Origin of the sequence: Saccharopolyspora sp. NPDC002686 (assembly GCF_040295745.1) — a bacterium.
Lineage (GTDB): Bacteria > Actinomycetota > Actinomycetes > Mycobacteriales > Pseudonocardiaceae > Saccharopolyspora > Saccharopolyspora oryzae.
On the sequence record NZ_JBEOVY010000150.1, the window covers coordinates 1 to 17396 of the forward strand.

Genomic DNA, 17396 nt, shown 5'->3' on the forward strand with positions numbered 1-17396 from the left:
GCTCGCCACCATGAGCTGGGACACCTGGCAGAACCTGTTCGGCCAGCCCACCACGAAGTGGCCGTCGATCAACCCCTACCCGATCGCGGCGACCCGCGGCCAGGTGCAGGTCCTGTTCCCCGGCGGCGCGCTGGTGAGCGTTTCCGAGGAGAGCCGCGCGGCGCAGGGGTTGCCCGCGCCCGACGGCTGGGAGTCGGCACCGCCGAAGCTCGTGCCGAAGCCGGACGGCGTCCCGGTGCTGACTGGGCTGGGGCAGGCGCTGGACAAGGACGTCAAGGTCGTCGGCTTCACCCCGGACGCAGGCAGCGGGCAGCAGAAGCTGTCGGGCTGGGCGACCAAGGCGGTCGCGGAGGCGTTCCCGAAGCTGGTGCCGCACTGGAACCCCAAGAGCGGTTCGCCTGCCCCGGCCTTCGACGCGGTGCGCGCCCTGGACGGCCTCGACAACCGCGGAGCGATGCGGCAGGTCCTCAACGGCGGGTGGACGCGGTCGTTCAACCGCTCGGGCTGGTTCGGCACGGAGCACTACGCGGTGAAGGTCACCGCCGAGCCGGTCGGCACCACCCATCAGGTGGTCCACCAGGAGCCGAGCAGCGGCGGTTCGACGGAGGCCACCGGCAGCACCGGGACGGAACACCAGGGCAGCCGGTCCACCAAGCTCACCGCAGGCCTCACCGCGAACCCGCTGGTGCCGCACGACGGCAACGTGGCGGGCCCGGCGGCGGTGCTCGGCGCGCACACCGCGTCCGGCACCGAGGTCGGCGACTCGGTCACCGACCAGCACCAGAACCGCGCCCGGACCGGCGACAACGCCCAGTTCGACCAGCCGGTGCGGTTGAAGGTCGAACTCACGAAGGTCACCCGGCCGCCGCTGCTGCTGAGCACGATCACCAACGGCTTCGGCGGCAAGTCCTTCCGGGACGTCGACAGCCGCACCACGACCAGCGAGCACACCTACCAGGGCACGGTGCGCCTCGAAGTGCCGGCGGACCTGGTGCCCAGCGGCGGTGCCGAAACCTCCCCGAAGGGGCTCGTCCCGGCCCCGCTGCACCCGCCGGAGATCACCGGCCAGGTGGTCGGTTCGACCTCGTTCGAGGTGGTCAAGGCGCTGCCGGGGGATCTGGTGGACAAGGTCGTCAAGACCATCGTCGAGGCCCGCGAGCACGGGGCGGGCACCGACGTCCCGGCGCAGCGGTCGACCGGTCCCGGCCTGTTCAACCGGGGCGTCCTGGAGACCGCGCTCTCACCGGATTCGCTGGTGACCAACGCGAAGCTCTTCCTCGACGAGGACGGCGCGACCCTCGAGATCCGGGTGCCGGACCGGACCCGCCGCGAGGAGATCTCGGTGCGCGTCAAAACCCGCTTGTACAACCCGGAGCACGAGCTGTCCTGGAACATGCCGCAGCGGCAGCAGAAGCACGCCCAGCTGCGCGCCGAGGACTACGCGGAAACCGCGGAGGAGGGCTACTACGGGGGTCTGGGCTACGGCGCGGCCAGCCCGCACGTGCAGCAGAACCTCGATGCCCGGCCGGTGAACCGGAAGACCGGCGAGCGGTACGGCGACAACAGCAGCACGAAGCTGGAGGTCGGGGAGCGCGTTTCGAAGGTCGAGCTGAACCGCTACCACGCGGACGCGGTGCACGTCGTCGAGGTGTCCACCAAGCTGCGCGGCGGCGGGTGGACCGCCCCGCACCGTTCGGCCTGGCTCTACCCGAAGAGCGTGGTGTTCGACGTCGGTGTCGCGGACGCGGCGAAGTTCGACCCGAACGTGCGCAAGTCCGCAGCGCTCGCCGACCTGGCCGCGGAGCTCGAGGCGTTGTCGGGGATCCAGCTCGACGAGGATCCGACGCCCCAGCAGCAGGAAGTCGATTTCCAGGCGGAAGTCGACCTGCTGTCGCAGATCGATCTGGCGGAGCAGCCGCCGGAAGCGGATCACCTCCCCCCGTCCGAAGTGGACGCTCCCGGGAAGATCGACACCGCTTGCGCGCCGCCGGAGCGGCCCGCGAGCCACATCGCCCACGAGGACGCGATCAAGGAGGCCTACGCCCACCTGACGGACGTTCAGGCCGCGAACCTGGACGGCCGGACGCCGGTCTACGTGCCCGGCTACGGGGACTGCCTGTTCAACGCGGTCAAGATCGCCAGCCCCGCGCTGTCCGACCTGCCGGTGGCGGACATGCGCAACCAGGTCGCGAACCACCTCCTCGACAACTCCGCCGTCTACCAGGACTTCTTCCACGACATCGGGGTTGCCGACGCTGCCGCTCTGATCAGGCAGATGGGGTACTACGGCGACGAGGCGGGCAACGTCATCCCGAGCCTGATCGCGGACGCCTACGGCCTCGACCTCCGAGTGCTCGACCTCGACAGCGGCGAGTACTTCCAGGTCGGTGGGCTCGCCCCCACCACGATCAACCCGGGGCCGGTCGTCCTCGGGCGCACCGGCGAGGAGAACCTCGCGCACTACTACGCGACGCTGCCCAGCCCGGGCACGACGATCGAGAGCGTCGGCGACCGGGCCGCCGCGCCGACCCCGCTCGGCATCTCGGACAAGGTCATCTCACCGTCGGCGAAGCTGCTCGCGGTCGGCGGCAGGGAAGTCGGCACCGCGAAGGAGCAGCTGGTCGCGTCGGTCGTCGACGCGATCGAGAACAACCCGCTCAACGCGCCGGACGCCGGTCGGTCGACGTGGACCCGGGCCGACCTCACCGCGCTGACCGAGCACCTGAACGGACTCACCGAGGTCGACCTGGTGCACAAGCTCAACGCCGGGCACCTGGTTCCGCTCGGCCCGAAGCGCCACGCTTGGCTGCACCTGACGCCGACGGCGGTGGCGCACGCGCAGCGCGGTCCGGGGCCGCGGCAGGAAGTCCGGTTCGAGACCGGGCCGAGCTCCGGCAGCAGCGCGCAGCACTCGCACAAGCAGAAGCTCAACCTCACCGCCGGTGTCCTCATGGAGCTCTCCGGCAGCCCGTTCTACGTGTGGCCCACCATCTCCACCAGCAAGGAGGGCGCGGTCAAGTACGGGCAGTCCACCGCGGAGAGCCTGCTCCACGAGCGCAAGCTCGGCCAGCAGCTCGCGGCCTTCGACTTCGACTTCGAGATGCGCGCGACGCTGGTGGACGACGGCGTCGAGCACGCCGAGATGGTCTCCCCGCTGTCCGAGACGATGCAGTTCGGCTACCCGGAGGAAGCGCTCGGCACCCCCGTCCAGGACGCCGCGCACCACGCGCTGCGGGGCGACCGCAAACCCCCGGCGGTGCCGACCGCGGTGCACAACCTGATCAGCAAGGTCGCCGGCTACGGAGATCTCAGCGGCCTGCGGGAAACCGTGCTGCAGAAGCTGGTCCAGCTGGTTCCGGACGCGACCAAGCTGCACCGGGACTTCGGGGCCAACTTCTCCGAGGACGGCCTGCTGGACAACTTCACCCCCGCGCTCACCTCGCCGGTGAAGATCGCGCGGCAGGTGGCGGAACTGCGCGACAAGTCCGGTCCGGTGACGAGCTGGTTGCCGGACTCGGTGGACGGCATCGGCAAGGCGGTGCGGAACTACTTCTCCTCGGACACCGCGAAGTACAGCGCCGAGGTGACCATGCGGCCGAAGCTGCGCGGTTTCCAGGCGGTCGGCACGTCCACCATGCAGTCCGGCACCAACCGGCGCCGCGACGAGCAGCTGGTGTTCCAGAGCAGCACGACTTCCGCGCTGGAACTGGGCCTGGAGGTGCGCGGGCTCAAGGCGGTCGGCCAGGTGGGCGAGGCCGGGAAACTACCGGTGCAGGTCGGGGGCAGCGGCGTGCTGAAGGGCGGTGCGAGCCACACCGCGACGGTCCACGGCAAGACCAAGCAGCGCATCAAGCAGAAGTCCTTCTACGAGTCCGGCAGCACCCTGTACCGGATCGACCTCGGCTTCGACTACGAGCTGTCGGTCACCGCGGGCGGGAAGAAGACCGGCGAAACCCCTTCCGGCACCGGGGAAACCGCGGCTTACGTGTGGGTCCGGGACACCGACGCCGCCGAGTTCGAGGCGGTCCTGCAAGCCGCGCTGGACGGTGTGCCGCGCCCGACGCCGCTGCCGCCGGCCGACAGCACCCTGACCGCCCAGCAGAAGGATGCCTACGCCGAGGTCGCCAAGAACACCAGGCTCTCCGACCTGAGCAAGCTGACCGGGTCGGAGCAGGTCGCGGCCCGCGTCCGGGACATCGCCCGCGGTGCGATCACGCGCGACGACTCGCTGACGTCGGATCAGCGCGACAAGCTGCTGGTGGAACTGGACGACCAGCTCGCCAAGCTGTCCCCGGCGAAGCTGATCCGCGAGTTCGCGCACATCGGCACCACGGCGATCGCCACCAAGGTCGTGGTGCGGGGCGACGAGTACGCGGTGCACAGCTCGAAGGACGCCGCCGGCGCGTTGGTGGACTTCGCCGCCCACCTGGACGCCCAGCTGGAAGTCCGGGGCGAGGAACCCGTCACCCCCGCGGAGAAGGAGCAGATCCTCGCCGAGCTCGAAGCGAACCAGGCGATCCGCGCCGAGAACGCGCTGCGCAAGCCCTTCACCATCGACACCGCGATCCACGTCCAGGGCAAGAACTACCAGGTGCGCAGCACGAAGTCCGCCTCGGCCGCGGCTGCCGAGTTCGCCCACGAGCTGGGCAAGAAGGGCATCGAGCTCGACGCGAAGCAGGTCGACGCGGTTCGCGAGATGTTGAAGGCGGACAAGGAGAACCGCCGCAGCGGCGGCAGCAAGCACGCTTACACCGTCCAACTCGAGCTGGGCGACTACGAGATCGACGTGGCGGTCACCGGAACCCCCAAGGAGGTGCTGACCGCCCAGGCGGTGCAGAACGCCAAGATCTCCGGCAACCGCGGTCTGGAGACCACCGTCGGCAGCTCGACCGCGAACAGCGTCTCCGGCAGCTTCGCCGGCCGGTTCCGGTCGCGGATCAAGAACTTCGCGGCAGGGCCCGGCAGCGGCCTGTACGCGAACTTCAACGCGGGTTTCGACGTCACGTCCTCGCGCAGCACCTCCTCCGGCTCGGCCACCACCGCCGGAGACGAGACCGACGTGACCTACCAGGGGGCCGCGCTCGAGATCAAGCAGGCGTTCGACCTCGACTTCGCGGTCAACGTGACGCACCGGGGGGAGGTGCGCAGCACCACCGGGGGAACGGTGCGCAGCGCGGCCGAGTACGTGGTCCCGGAGTTCCTGGCCGAGCACGCGAACGACTTCCGGACCGGCACCGTGCAGGTCCTCGAGGGCGGATCCGCCGACCTCGACCTCGGCCAGCCGGTGCCGAAGGGCCTGGGGCACGTGCTGACCTCGCCCGGCGATGCGCTCTTCGAGCTGCTGCAGGGCGAATCCGGGAACCTGCAGCAGTCCGCCTCCCTCGCGGTGAAGGCGTCGTGGGAAGCGAACCGGCTGAAGCTGCCCGGCACCAGCGAACCGAAGTTCCGCGCCGGACTGGATCCCAACATCGTCGGCAGCGCGCTGTCCCAGAGCCACCAGGGGCCGCAGATCACCGCCCAGGGGATCCGCGGCGGGCAGGTGTTCGACCGCGCGGTGCGGGAAACGGCGAAGCTCGAGTACTACAACCCGGCGAAGCTGGGCACCATCGATCCCGGTTCGTTGACGGTCAGCGAGATCGCGAAGCTGGGGCGCAGCCTGCAGTCCGGCACCGGTTCGGGCCTGTCCGGCGGCGGGACCCTGCAACTGGGCGCGGCCGGGCTGGACGGGTTCTTGTCGCTGTCCGCCTCGCGGGGCACCGGGCAGGGCGAGTCCGCTTCCGGTTCGCACAAGATCACCCGCGAGTCCGGGAAGCAGGTCAAGTACGCGCTGGTCCAGGTCGACGCCCTGCTGACCCAGCAGGTGGACAGCTACCAGAACTTCCGCGGTCACCCGACGCACTGGAAGTTCCTGAACCCGTACCCGGTCGGCGGCGCCCAGAAGCAGCAGAGCTACCTGATGCGGGACTCGACCGTCCTGCTGATGCCCGAGGCGGACGCCGACGCGCTGGTGAACCAGCACCAGGCGGCGTCCACCGGCTCGGCGGAGCTGCCCGCCCCCACCGACCTCGGGAAGTCGCTGGACGCCAGCGTCGGCCTGGAGAAGCTGACCAGCGACGTCCCGCTGTCCGAACGGGCTGCGGCGATCTACAAGGCGCACGTGCCCGACCTGGTGCCGACGTCGAACCGCGAGGGCGCGCCGCACCTGCCGCTCTACGACGCGATCCGCCGCCTGCAGCTCCTCGACCAGAAGGCGGTGCAGCGGGAGGTACTCAACGGCGGGGTGACGATCTACGAGGAGCACCCGACCTGGGAGGGCAACTACTACACCGCGCTGCACGTCGAGGCCGAGCCGCTGCCGGTGTCCGAAGGCGGCGGCAAGGCGACGGTGACGCAGCTGCCCAGCGGTGGCCGCTCCTTCGCCGAGCACCAGGCGGTCTTCGGCGATGACCAGCAGTACTCGCTGAGCACGTCCACGGCGTTCCAGGTGGCGTTCAACATCATGCCGCCCACCGGTGACCCGAGCGTGCTGGCCGGGCCGGGCCCGGCGATCGGTGTCAGCACGGGCTCGGGCACCGAGCTGTCCACCGGGACGTCCACCCAGCACGGCGACCGGACCGAGCACACCAGCCCCGACGTCCGGATGGACGTCCCGGTGCGGTTGCGCTTCAAGCTCGCGGTCTACCGCGCCGACTCGTACCTGGTGCAAACCCTGACCAACGGGTGGGGCTTCTCGAAGAGCTTCCGCGACGTCGGCGCGCGCCACGTCGACCTGGGCGACAACGCGACGATGAACGCCGAGGCCAAGCTGCTGCTGCCCGCGGAGCTGCAGGACGTCCGAACCACCGCGGGGCCGCTCGAGATCGGCGAGCGGATGACCGGGCAGGACGTCACCGAAGGTGCCAGGAACGCCGACTCGCTGCTGGTGACCAAGCAGTTCCGCGATGGCCTGGTGCCCTTCGTGGCCGACGTGGTCAGCCGCGCGGCCAACACCGACCACAGCGTGCACAAGCCCGCCCAGCGCCTGGTCGGCCCGGCCAACCCGCACCGCGGCGAGCTGGAGAACCTGCTGTCCGACCAGCTGCTGCGCCCGAACGCGAAGTTGCTCATGCAGGACGACGGCGGTTACGGGCACCGGATGAAGCTCGCGGAGAAGACCTTCGCCGGCGACTACCGGGTCGACCTGAAGTACCGGGTGTTCAACCCGGAGCTGATCGGGCAGCACAACCCGAGCCGCAACGAGCGGATGCGCGGCCAGTCCACCTCGGAGGCCGTGACCACCGCGAAGAACCCGGCGGCGGCGTCGGCCACGGCCGGTTTCACGAACCTGGACGACATCGGCTGGGTGGCCCCGGACGCCACGTCCGGCAGCAAGCACCGGAACACCAGCGACGCCAACGACGGCATCGACCAGCAGAGCCGAACCCGCTACGACGGCCAGCCCCGCTACCTGTTCGAGCTCGACGTGGAGTACACGGCCACGGCCTCGGCGACCTCCCGCCGCGGCAACACCACGGTGCACCAGAACACGGCGATCCGCCGAGGCGGTCTTTGGGTCTCGCTGACCGCGGAAGAAGCCGCATCCCTCGGCTGGATGAACGCCGGGCCGGAGCCGGGCGCGACGAGCGAAACCGGCTCCGAGGACCTGGGTTCGGCGTCCCCCTCCGGCGAGGAGCAGCCGCCGAACGGTTCCGGCGCGGGGCAGGACCTGCAGGACATGTTCATGGCGGCCCTGAACCCGGTGCAAAGCCCAACCCCGCTGGAGACCCCCGGATCCGGCCAGCAGCCCGCGTCCGCAGCGGAATCCCCGGAGCAGCTCCAGGGCATCGACGAGCAGGGCCGGGCGGTGTACTTCAGCCCGGACGAGGTGGTCGTGACACCGCTGCTGGACCGCAACGGCAAGGCGATCGGTGCCACGTTCCAGACATCGGCGCACGAGGTCGAGGTGAAGCAGGAGTTCGCCAAGCACACCGGTGGTCGCGGCAGGACGTCGCTCTACGCCTCGGGCGTGACCGCGAAGGACCAGCTGGCGAACGCCACGCCGAAGCACGCGCTGATGGACTGGGCGGCGAAGGGTGATCCGGCGCCGTTCTACATCAACGCCCACGGCCGTCCGGACAGCTTCGAGATCACCACCCCCGACGGCACGCTCCAGGTCAGCGGCCAGACGTTCGCGGACGTGCTGAGACGGTCGAAGGTATTCGAGCAAGCGCTGGCGGAGTACCGCGCGAACCACCACCGGGAGCTGATGTCGTTCCAGCTCCTCGCCTGCCGGGCGGGCGCGCTGACGGGAGAGGGCGGTGCGGCCTTCGACTTCCGGCAGGCGTTGCGCGAGCACTTCCCCGCGTTGGAATCGGTCTACGCGAGCACCGAAGACGTGGCAGTCGCCGACGACGGCACCCACGGGGTCCTGAACGGGGGCGATTGGCTCAAGTTCGACGCCGGCACCGTCACTTCGGCCACCCGGCCCACCGCGGGTCCGGACGGAGGCGCGAAGCCGACGCGCGTCGACGTGGAGGGCAGGGGAAGGGGCGGCAACGACCGCGCTCGGGCGGCCCGCGCCGCGGAAGCTCTTGCGCAGCAGCGGTTCCAGCAGCTCTCGGCCGACGTGAAGTCCTTCGCGGGTGGTCCGGTCGAAGACCTCCGCGCCAAGTTCACCCAGCTGTTCGGCGACTTCCTGGCGAACACCCCCGAGGGCCAGCGCGCCCGGTGGGCGCGTAAGGCCTGGGACCTCGTCGACGGGCTGCCGGACAGCTACCCGGACACGTCGGTCAACACCGCGCTCGACGTCCTCTCGCAGCTCGACCCCTCACGTGCCGTGCTCGCGATCCCCGGCGCCTCCTACCTGTCCGGGAGCACGATCCCGGACGGGCCGGGGTCGGGCTTCATCAACCGGGACGTACCGGCCGTCGTCACCATCGACAACGAGCACTACACGCCGGTGTACATGACGGTGTTCGCCGACGCCCTCGGACAACTGGGGCAGGAGGGATCCGGCACACCAGCCGATGAGATCGGCTTGCGGCACAAGGACTTCGGGCAGGACGAGCACGGTGTCGTCCAGATCCACACCGGTACGCCCAAGGACAACGAGCTCACCCTGTGGGTCAGCATCGGCCAGGCGCTGCGGCAGGTCAAATGGCTGGAGAAGTACCGGTTCAAGGGGAAGGCGACCAACCCCATGATCCGCTCCTTCCTGATTCCGCTGAGCGTCGCCAACGAGATCTCGCGCAACGCGGTGACCGAGCACGATTCCGGCGGTCGCTCCGACGACCTGAACGTGGACAAGCACTTCGGGGCCAACCAGTTCGGCATCAAGAACCCGGCCTCCCTGGAGAACCTGCGGCAGTTCGCCCTGCCCGGCTCGCTGCGCACCTACGCGGACGGCGACCTGGAGGGCAATCCGCACTCCTGGGGCGAGGTCCGCGGCCTCGGCGAACTGCGCGACAAGCTGGGCGTGCCCGACGACCTGGTGGACTTCCGGGTCTACACCGAACCCGCCGGCTCGCCGGACTCCGGCGAGTTCCTCGGGCACCACGAGTACGCGGCCGTCACGGCCAAGCTGCGCAAGATCGCGGCTGGTCAGACCGGCAACCGAGACTTGCTTGAGCGGGGCGAGAAACCCGCGTCCAAACCGGCCGTGAAGGACTTCTTCACCAAGCACGCCCCGGCGCACCTCCAGGCGCAGGGCTACCGGACGGCGGTCGGCACCTTCGTGCAGGACTACGTGATCCCGTGGGCCACGCAGTCGCGCATCAACGAGGAGCTCTACAACGCCTTCGAGAACTTCACCGGCACCAGCGCACCGCTGCGGCCCGTGGAGTACCGCCTCACGGACGAGGCGCCGACCTTCCGCGGACAGCGCCGGTCCCACGCCATCGGCCTCGGCGCTGACCAGCGCGAACTCCTAGCGGTCCGGAAGGCGGTGCGGGACGGGTTCGCGCAGCTGGACATCTCCGACGAGCTGTTCGGGCAAGCCCGGCAGCTCCGGGGCGTGCCGAAGCTGGTCCAGGACCTCAAGGTCCGGAGCAAGGAGATCCTGGCCGACTACCTCTTCAAGATCGGTGATCGGAACGTGCTGCTCGAAGGCCGTGCTCGCGACTACGCCGCGGAGGCCCGGGCGTACCGCACGGCCTTGGTGGCCGCGGCGTCGCCCGGGACAGGTGCGGAGGGAGCCGTGCAGCAGGACGGCTACACGCAGGTCGAGAACGGGATCGGAGGTGAGCTGCGCGAGCTGGTCAAGGCGCTCAGGGAGATCTGCGATGCGGCGGGCGTCCCGTGGCGCGGCTAGGCGCTCCGCCGTCCCGTTATCGGTGACTTGAACCGGGCCCGCACCGCGTGGAGGCTCGGCGAGTGCGCACCTTCCGGTGGCTGACGTTGGGGGTTCGGAGATGATGCAGGACGAGCAGGACCGGGCGAGGCACGAGCTGCTGCTGCGGCTCGCGCCGAGGCTGCCCGACGACGTGGTGTGGCAGGCGCGGAGCTGGCTGGCGGCCGACCACTGGGCGCATGCAGCGCGGCTGATCACCCAGGTCTTCCTGGAGTGGAACGAGCCCCTGCCGCCGGATGCCCGCGAAATCCTGCTCGACGGCGCGGACCCGTTGACCGCCGAGCGCGTCGAGCTGTTGGAGCACGTCGACGACGTTTCGGTGCTGCTGTGGGAATTCGAGCCGCGCGAGGACGAGACGTCGCAGCGCTGCGCCGAAGTCGTCCGCGCCTACCTGGAGGACCAGCCGGGCACGCACACCGCTTGGTCGGCCTGGCGCACGCCAGCGGGCGGGGCGCCGCTCATCGCCCGTCCGCTGCACCTGGTGGAAACCCAAGGCGGCATGAAACCGCACGTGATCGCGGCGGAACTGGCGGACCGCCTCTGGCGCTCGGGCCTGCCCAGCCCCCAGGTGGAGGTGTTCACCCCGGACAGCCCGCTGGACACCTACTACCACGCCCCCGCCCTGGTCGCGGGCCGCGAGATCCACGCGACCGGCCCGCTCCCGCACATCGAGCTGGCCCGCTTCGACGAGAACTCCGAAGACCGCGAGCCACCGGGCCCGAACCGGGACGCCCAGCTCGAGTACCTCGACTCCGGCACCCCGCTCACCGAGGAGGACGCCCTGGTGCCCGACCTGTTCGAGGACGACGAAGAACCGGTGGTCCCGGTCGCCCTCCGCACGGACGGCACCTGGATATGGTCCGACCTGACGACGCACTACCTGCGGACCCGGGGCATCGCGCTGCCCGAACCCTTCCGGACCCACGTCGCGAACGCCGGGCCGAAGGCCCGCATCCCGACCCGCCGAGAGTGGGTGGCGATGGTCGACTTGGAGAACGCGCCCCAACCCGCCTGACACACGGGATCCCGCGCATGTTCGGAGGTAGGAGGTCGTTGCGTTGAGCGCGGAAGAAGCGCTGCCGGCGGAGTCCCGGTGGGTGTTCCTGATCGACCCGGCGTGGCACCAGCAGGGCCGGAACCTGCCGCGGCCGCCCCGCGAGGCAGTGGTCGGCGGCTGGTACGTCGAGGCCGACGGCACGACCGGCAGGTTCCGGTCGAACCCCGACTACGCGCCCGGCCCGGACTCGCCGACCGACCCCGTCGACGCGGTGCTGCGGCTGGCGGTCAAGGGCCGGTTGCGGGCCGGGGAGCTGCTCGCCGTGCTGCGCGACGCGGAGTTCGGGATCGCTGTCGACGACGAGGGCGCCCCGGTCGTCGCACCGGCCCCGGACGGGGAGGCCTCGATCCTGGTGACCACAGCGCCCGCCCACCGCGACCGGGTTCGCGTCGCGGGCTGGCGCGACGCCACCGCCGCGGAGCTGGCCGAGGCGCTGCCGGACGAAGGCGTCGACGTACTCCTCAACCCCGGCTCAACCGCTTCCACGCGCATCCTCGCGAGCGCGTTGCGCGAGGCCGTGGGCTAGTTTCCCGGCGTGTCCGGATCTGCAATTCGGCCGTCGTGAACCGTCCGGCGACCCGGCACCACCGTTGCCACCGTGACCGCGATCAGAACCACCACGGCCGCGACGATGCCGAGCAGGGACACCATGGCGCTGGCCACGTGGAAGGGCTGGGTGAGGACTTCCGGGCCGGCGTGCACCCCGCCGTGCGTGAGCACGACGAGCTCTTGACCTAGTTGTCCGGCGATGATCACGCCGACAGCGGCTGCCAACGAGACCCGCCGCCCGCGCGACGACATGCGCACCGCCGCCCAGATCCCGATCAGGCTCAGCGCGGAATAGACCAGGTGGTAGATCAGATGCGGCAACAATCCCGTGGGGCCGCCGATCAACCCCGACACGATCAACGGACCGATCACCGCGGCCCATCCCAGCAGCAGGTAGCGCATCCTCGAACCTCACTGCCGGACTGCGGATGCCGTGGCTTCGCGCCGCGACCACAGGACGGCCGCCACCGCGAGGAACCAGATCATTCCGACGTAGCGGCCCAGCGGGATGAAGATCGTCGCCACTTCGAACATCAGCGACAGCATCGACACCAAGGACACCGCGGCGATCACCAGTCCGAACCAGTTCAGCCAGGCCGGCAGCGCACCCGTCTTGCGACTCACGTACGCCACTACTCCGACCAGGAAGCCCAAGGTGGCGACGTGCGGCGCGGCACCGGTGATGAACACCAGATCCGTCACCGCCCGGAAAAGGTGCACGTCAGCGGCGACGGTCGGCTGGTAGGAGATCCACTGCACGGACGCGGACAGCACCAGCAGCCCACCGGACACGACACCGCCGGCTTGCACCAGCCCCGCGAGCGCGCTCCCCGGAACCCGCCCGCGCACGAACTGCGCCGCATAAGGCACGAACACCAACAGCGCCAGTGCGCTCGCTGCCTGCCAGAACGCGCCGATCGGCACCAGGCCGTGGTCGCTGGCGGCCAGTTTGGCCGCCACCTCCTCGTCCGACGCGTAAGGCACCGGCGCCGCGAAACGCTGGCCCAGCAGCCCGGGCAGGATCAAGGACACGGCGAAGCAGCCCACGTACGCCACGGCAGCGGTGGCGGCGACCCGTGGACCGCGCAGGTCTGCGGCGGATTCGTTGATGGACATCGGATTCCTCCCGAGCAGATGCAGCTTCCGAGGCGTGGGAATCCGCTTCCACCCCACCTGTCCCGAGCGGATTCCCGTGGCTGCATTGGGAAGCCAGTGTGTGCCGACCTCATCTGCGGCACATCCACCCGATGACGACCACCGGCCTACGCACCCGGACGTACACGCTCGCCCGATGCATACGCTCCGCGTGCCGCGCTCCGTCCCGTGAGCACTTTGGGTCGCTATGGCAGCCCAAAGTACTCACGGGCGTCTTGCTGACCGCTGGTGTCACGCCCCCGGCCGAATACGTCGACGTCCTGCTCAACACCGACTCGACAGCTTCGAAGCGCGCACTGCGCAGCGCCGTCACCGACGCCTGTGCAACCCGTCCCCCGTGAGTACTTTGGGTCGCCAGGACAGCCCAAAGTGCTCACGGCCTCACCACCGACCGGCCCTACCTGCAGCGAGCCCAGTTTCGTGAGTACTTTGGGGCGCCAGAACACCCCAAACTGCTCACGACTCCGAACCCCGGCCACGCCGGGCGTGCGGGCGCGGGTCCGTGAGCACTTCGTGGGGTCATGACACCAGAAAGTGCTCACGGGGCATCGGGCGGAGCGGTCGCCTCCAACTCTGCGAGGACGGCTTGGATCGCTGGGCTGGCGTTGGCGCTGCTCCGCCATACCGCGTGGACTTCGCGTTGGGGTGGGCGGTGGAGCGGGTGGGAGATGAGGCCTTCGCGGAGGGGCGGGCGGGCGAGGCGGGGGATCAGGGCCAGGACTTCGCCGCCGGCGACCAGGGACATCTGGGTGGAGAAGTCGTCCACCCGGTGGCACACGTCGGGTTCTTCCGGCACGTCCGCGAACAGGCGTCGGAACCACTGGTGGCACACCGTTCCCGGCGGGCTGGTCACCCACCGGTGGCCGATCAGGTCTGCGCTGGTGAGCGGCCGGTCCAGCTTCGCGAGCCGGTGCGTGCGGGCCATCACGACGTCACCGATGTCGGTGTGCAGGAGTCGCCGGGTCAACGACGGGGAAAGCGGGACCGGAAGTCCGTCGGCATCGTGCGCGAGGGCGAGGTCGGCAGTCCCCGCATCGATGCTGTGGAGGGCCTGGTCGGGGTCCTGCTCGCTGATCTCCACCCGCAGATCCGGACACCGCTTCGAAAGTCGCGGCATGGTGGGAGCGAGCAGGCCGCGGATGCCGGTCGAGAACGCGACCAAGCGGAGTGTCCCTTGTGGAGCGCCGTCCGCGACGGACTGAGCGGCTTCCGCGCAGCGCTCCAACGCCTGGAACACCTCGGGCGCGGCGTCGACGATGGCCTGGCCGGCTGGTGTGAGCACCACGCCGCGCCCGGCGGGCGCGAGCACGGGCAACCCGACCTGGCGCTCCAACCTCTTGATCTGCTGCGACACCGCCGAAGCCGTGAACCCGAGCTCGTCGGCCGCCCGAGCCAGCGTCCCGAGAGCGGCCACCGACCGCAGCGCCCGCAGTGCACCCACCTCGATCATGAAGCAATGCTACGCAATATCAGCAAGAAAGCATCGCTGGACCGCATCTGTCGATGACGCGAGGATCGAGTCATGAACCGCGCTGACCTGCTCTTCGGCTCCAACCTCGTCGCGATGGCGACCCCGATGAACCCGGACGGAACGATCAGCGGAACCGGCCTCGCCGGCCTCGTCGACCACCTGCTGTCCACCGGCTGCGACGGCCTCGTCGTCGCCGGAACCACCGGCGAGGCGCCCACCCTGACCGACGCCGAGACGACCCAGCTCATCCGCGACGTCGTGGCCCGGGCGCAGGGGCGAGCCCGGGTGATCGCGGGCGTCGGCACCTACGACACCGCTTCCAGCATCCGCCGCGCCCGAGAAGCGGAAGCAGCGGGTGCGGACGCACTGCTGCTCGTCTGCCCTTACTACTCCAAGCCGACGCAATCCGGGGTCGTCGCCCACTGCACGGCGGTCGCCGACGCCACCGAGCTGCCGGTGATGCTCTACGACGTCCCCGCCCGCACCGGCGTCGCGCTGGAGCTGCCCACGCTGCTCGAACTCGCCGAGCACCCCAGGATCCGCGCGGTCAAGGACGCCAAGGGCGACCTGTTCGAAGCGATGACGGTCATGAGCCGCACCTCGCTGGCCTACTACTGCGGCATCGACGAGCTCAACCTGCCCTACCTCGCCTCCGGCGCCACCGGCCTGGTCAGCGTGGTGGGCAACGTCTTCGCCGACCGCAACGCCGAACTCGTCCGAGCCGTCCGCGACAACGACCTCGAAACGGCCCGCCCCATCCAAAGTGGACTGCTCCCGTTGGTAGACGCGATCATGCGCACCTGCCAAGGAGCCATCATGGCCAAGGCGGCCCTGGCAGAACGCGGAATCATCCCCCACCCATCGGTCCGCCTCCCCCTCCAAGAAGCGACCCCGGCCCACCGCCAGCACCTCGCCAAGGCCCTCGAAACCACCGCAGTCCCGGTTTGATCCTGCTTCGGTTCCCCGCTTGTCCCCGTATTCGGTTACTTGTTCGTCTGGTCGGTGTTGACCAGGCTTTGGGCAGGGGTTCGGTGGTTTCACCTGCTCCGTGCGCTTGTCCGGGCATCCGCTGTTGGTGGGGGCAGTTGGCGATGGCTCGGCTGGAACGACTCGACCGATGGGAACCGACAGATGAGCCCTAGCGGCAAGGATGCGTCCGCAGCAGGTGAGCACCCCTGGGAGAAGACCTCCGGCGTCAGCGTGAACGCCGTTGCCGAGGCCGCGGACACCGAGATGCGGGCCGCCGCCGCGGACACCCAGGTGATGCCCGCCGTCCAGGAATCCGCGCTGGCCGACCCGGTCGCCGCCACCAGCGGCAAGGTCGAGCCTGCCACCGCGACCACGGCCAAGGCGGAGGCCGCGACCAAGGTGGCGCCCGTCGCCGCCGCCAAGTCGGCGAAGGAGACCACGACCCCGGCGCGCCCCGGCAACCGCGTGTCCAAGCCGGTGATCGCCGCTGCGGCCGTCGCCGGGTTGGTGCTGCTGTCCGTTCCGCTGCTGGTCATGGGCCTGTCCAAGGACGACGGGCCGCAGGCGAAACTGCCGACGCCCGCCGCGTTCGAGGACGACGCGCAGGCCCAGTCCGGGTTCGTGCCGGGCGTGGCGCAGGAGCAGTCGAACCCCGGCCAGCCGGTGCAGCCGCCCGCGCCGCCCGCGGTGAACCAGAACGCCCCGCAGGCCCCGGCCGAGGGCGGAGCTCCGCCGCCCCCGCCGCCTGCCGGTGACGTCCGCGCCCAGGAGAATCCGGCGCCGCCCGCCGCGCCGACCTTCGCCGCGGTAGCCGGGCCGGGCTGCGCCGGCGGCAACTACAGCCGCCCCGGCTACTACACCGACGGCGAAGCTGGCTGGAAGACCGCACCCTCCGGGGCGCACGCCGCCGACGGGTGCAACGGTTCCTTCGACTCGCTGCCGATGTCGGGTGACCCGAACAAGGACGGTGACAACGCCGCGATCTGGCGGTTCACTACTGGTGACGTCCGGCAGGGCAGCTGCCAGGCGTGGGTGTTCGTCCCCCGGGGCGGCATCACGCGGGTCGGCGGCGCGCCGAGCTACTACACCGTCTACCAGACGGACCAGACGTCGAACCCGGTCGGCGAATTCCGCATCGACCAGGTCGGGCGGCAGGGGCAGTGGGTCGACGCGGGCCGGTTCCCGGTCGGCGACGGGCGTTTGACGATCAAGCTGCACTCGCGCGGCGTCGACTACACCAGCGACGGCCCGACTTACGCGCGTCACGCCGCGGCGCAGGTCAAACTCGGCTGCAGCGCTTGAGATTCTTGACGGAGGGAACCGTGTTCGTTTGGGAGCAGGGCGTTTTCATGCCCGCCGAGGTGGACGCGAAAGCGGGTTTCGAGGCACTGGACGGAGTGCTCCTGCACTTGGCCGCCGAGATGCCCGACCGGCTCGCCACGATGATCGGCAACCAGCTGGACAGCGGTGACGTGCTGGGCGCGTCCCTGGCGATGGCGGCCTTCGCGGCCCGCCGCGAACTCCTGGTCTCCAGGGAGGACCGGCGGATCCTGCGCGAGGCCATCGAGTCCCACCGCGGCGACACCACCAGCGTCGACCGGCTCGACCTGCAGGTCGCCGACACCGGCGTCATCCCGGTCGTCCCTCCGCAAGCCCCGCCGCGACGCCAGATCCCCCACCAGCCGGCTCGGCACGCGGCGACCCGCCGAACCGTCCCGATGCGGATCCGCCGCCCGGAACGCCAGGTCGACCCCGCCGAGCAGACCATCATGATGCCGGGTTGCACGGCGTGGAGCTGGAAGCAGGGCAGTTCTCCCTGCTCAGGCAGTTCCTCTCCGGGCTCACCAACCAGCGCTCGGACGGCTACG

Annotated in this window: 9 protein-coding genes; 6 read left to right on the forward strand and 3 right to left on the reverse strand. The window is 70.2% G+C overall.

The genetic code is table 11. The features are described from left to right. Window positions 1-10 precede the first annotated feature (10 nt). The 3 genes from ABTZ89_RS20335 to ABTZ89_RS20345 all read left to right on the forward strand — a co-directional run bounded on the left by ABTZ89_RS20335 (window position 11) and on the right by ABTZ89_RS20345 (window position 11910). The gene (locus tag ABTZ89_RS20335; RefSeq protein ID WP_351046890.1) at window positions 11-10288 is read left to right on the forward strand and encodes an OTU domain-containing protein; all 10278 of its coding nucleotides are present in this window, start codon (window positions 11-13) and stop codon (window positions 10286-10288) included. 76 nt (window positions 10289-10364) lie between these two features. Beyond that, window positions 10365-11342: a hypothetical protein gene (locus ABTZ89_RS20340; RefSeq protein WP_351046893.1), complete on the forward strand. Its 978-nt coding sequence runs from the start codon at window positions 10365-10367 to the stop codon at window positions 11340-11342. Window positions 11343-11385: 43 nt separating this feature from the next. Continuing rightward, on the forward strand, window positions 11386-11910 hold the full coding sequence (locus tag ABTZ89_RS20345) for a type VII secretion system-associated protein (protein ID WP_270950610.1): 525 nt from the start codon (window positions 11386-11388) through the stop codon (window positions 11908-11910). Here the strand turns inward: ABTZ89_RS20345 and ABTZ89_RS20350 are convergent. From ABTZ89_RS20350 to ABTZ89_RS20360, 3 genes are all read right to left on the reverse strand, one after another. After that, on the reverse strand, window positions 11907-12335 hold the full coding sequence (locus ABTZ89_RS20350; RefSeq protein WP_270950612.1) for a hypothetical protein: 429 nt from the start codon (window positions 12333-12335) through the stop codon (window positions 11907-11909). The two genes, ABTZ89_RS20345 and ABTZ89_RS20350, sit on opposite strands and share 4 nt — an antisense overlap. 9 nt (window positions 12336-12344) lie before the next feature. Continuing rightward, on the reverse strand, window positions 12345-13049 hold the full coding sequence (locus tag ABTZ89_RS20355; RefSeq protein ID WP_351046897.1) for a hypothetical protein: 705 nt from the start codon (window positions 13047-13049) through the stop codon (window positions 12345-12347). A 577-nt stretch (window positions 13050-13626) separates the two neighbouring features. Further along, window positions 13627-14538 carry a LysR family transcriptional regulator gene (locus ABTZ89_RS20360; RefSeq protein WP_351046900.1) on the reverse strand — a complete coding sequence of 304 codons (912 nt, stop codon included), beginning with the start codon at window positions 14536-14538 and terminating at the stop codon, window positions 13627-13629. Between the two features lie 72 nt (window positions 14539-14610). Here ABTZ89_RS20360 and dapA point away from each other — a divergent pair, with 72 nt between their 5' ends. The 3 genes from dapA to ABTZ89_RS20375 all read left to right on the forward strand — a co-directional run. Then, window positions 14611-15507, forward strand: coding sequence for a 4-hydroxy-tetrahydrodipicolinate synthase (gene dapA, locus ABTZ89_RS20365; RefSeq protein WP_351046902.1), 897 nt, complete (start codon window positions 14611-14613; stop codon window positions 15505-15507). 183 nt (window positions 15508-15690) lie between these two features. Beyond that, window positions 15691-16830 carry a hypothetical protein gene (locus ABTZ89_RS20370; RefSeq protein ID WP_351046905.1) on the forward strand — a complete coding sequence of 380 codons (1140 nt, stop codon included), beginning with the start codon at window positions 15691-15693 and terminating at the stop codon, window positions 16828-16830. Window positions 16831-16850: 20 nt separating this feature from the next. Continuing rightward, window positions 16851-17396: hypothetical protein (locus ABTZ89_RS20375; protein WP_351046908.1), on the forward strand; the 546-nt coding region annotated here is incomplete at its 3' end.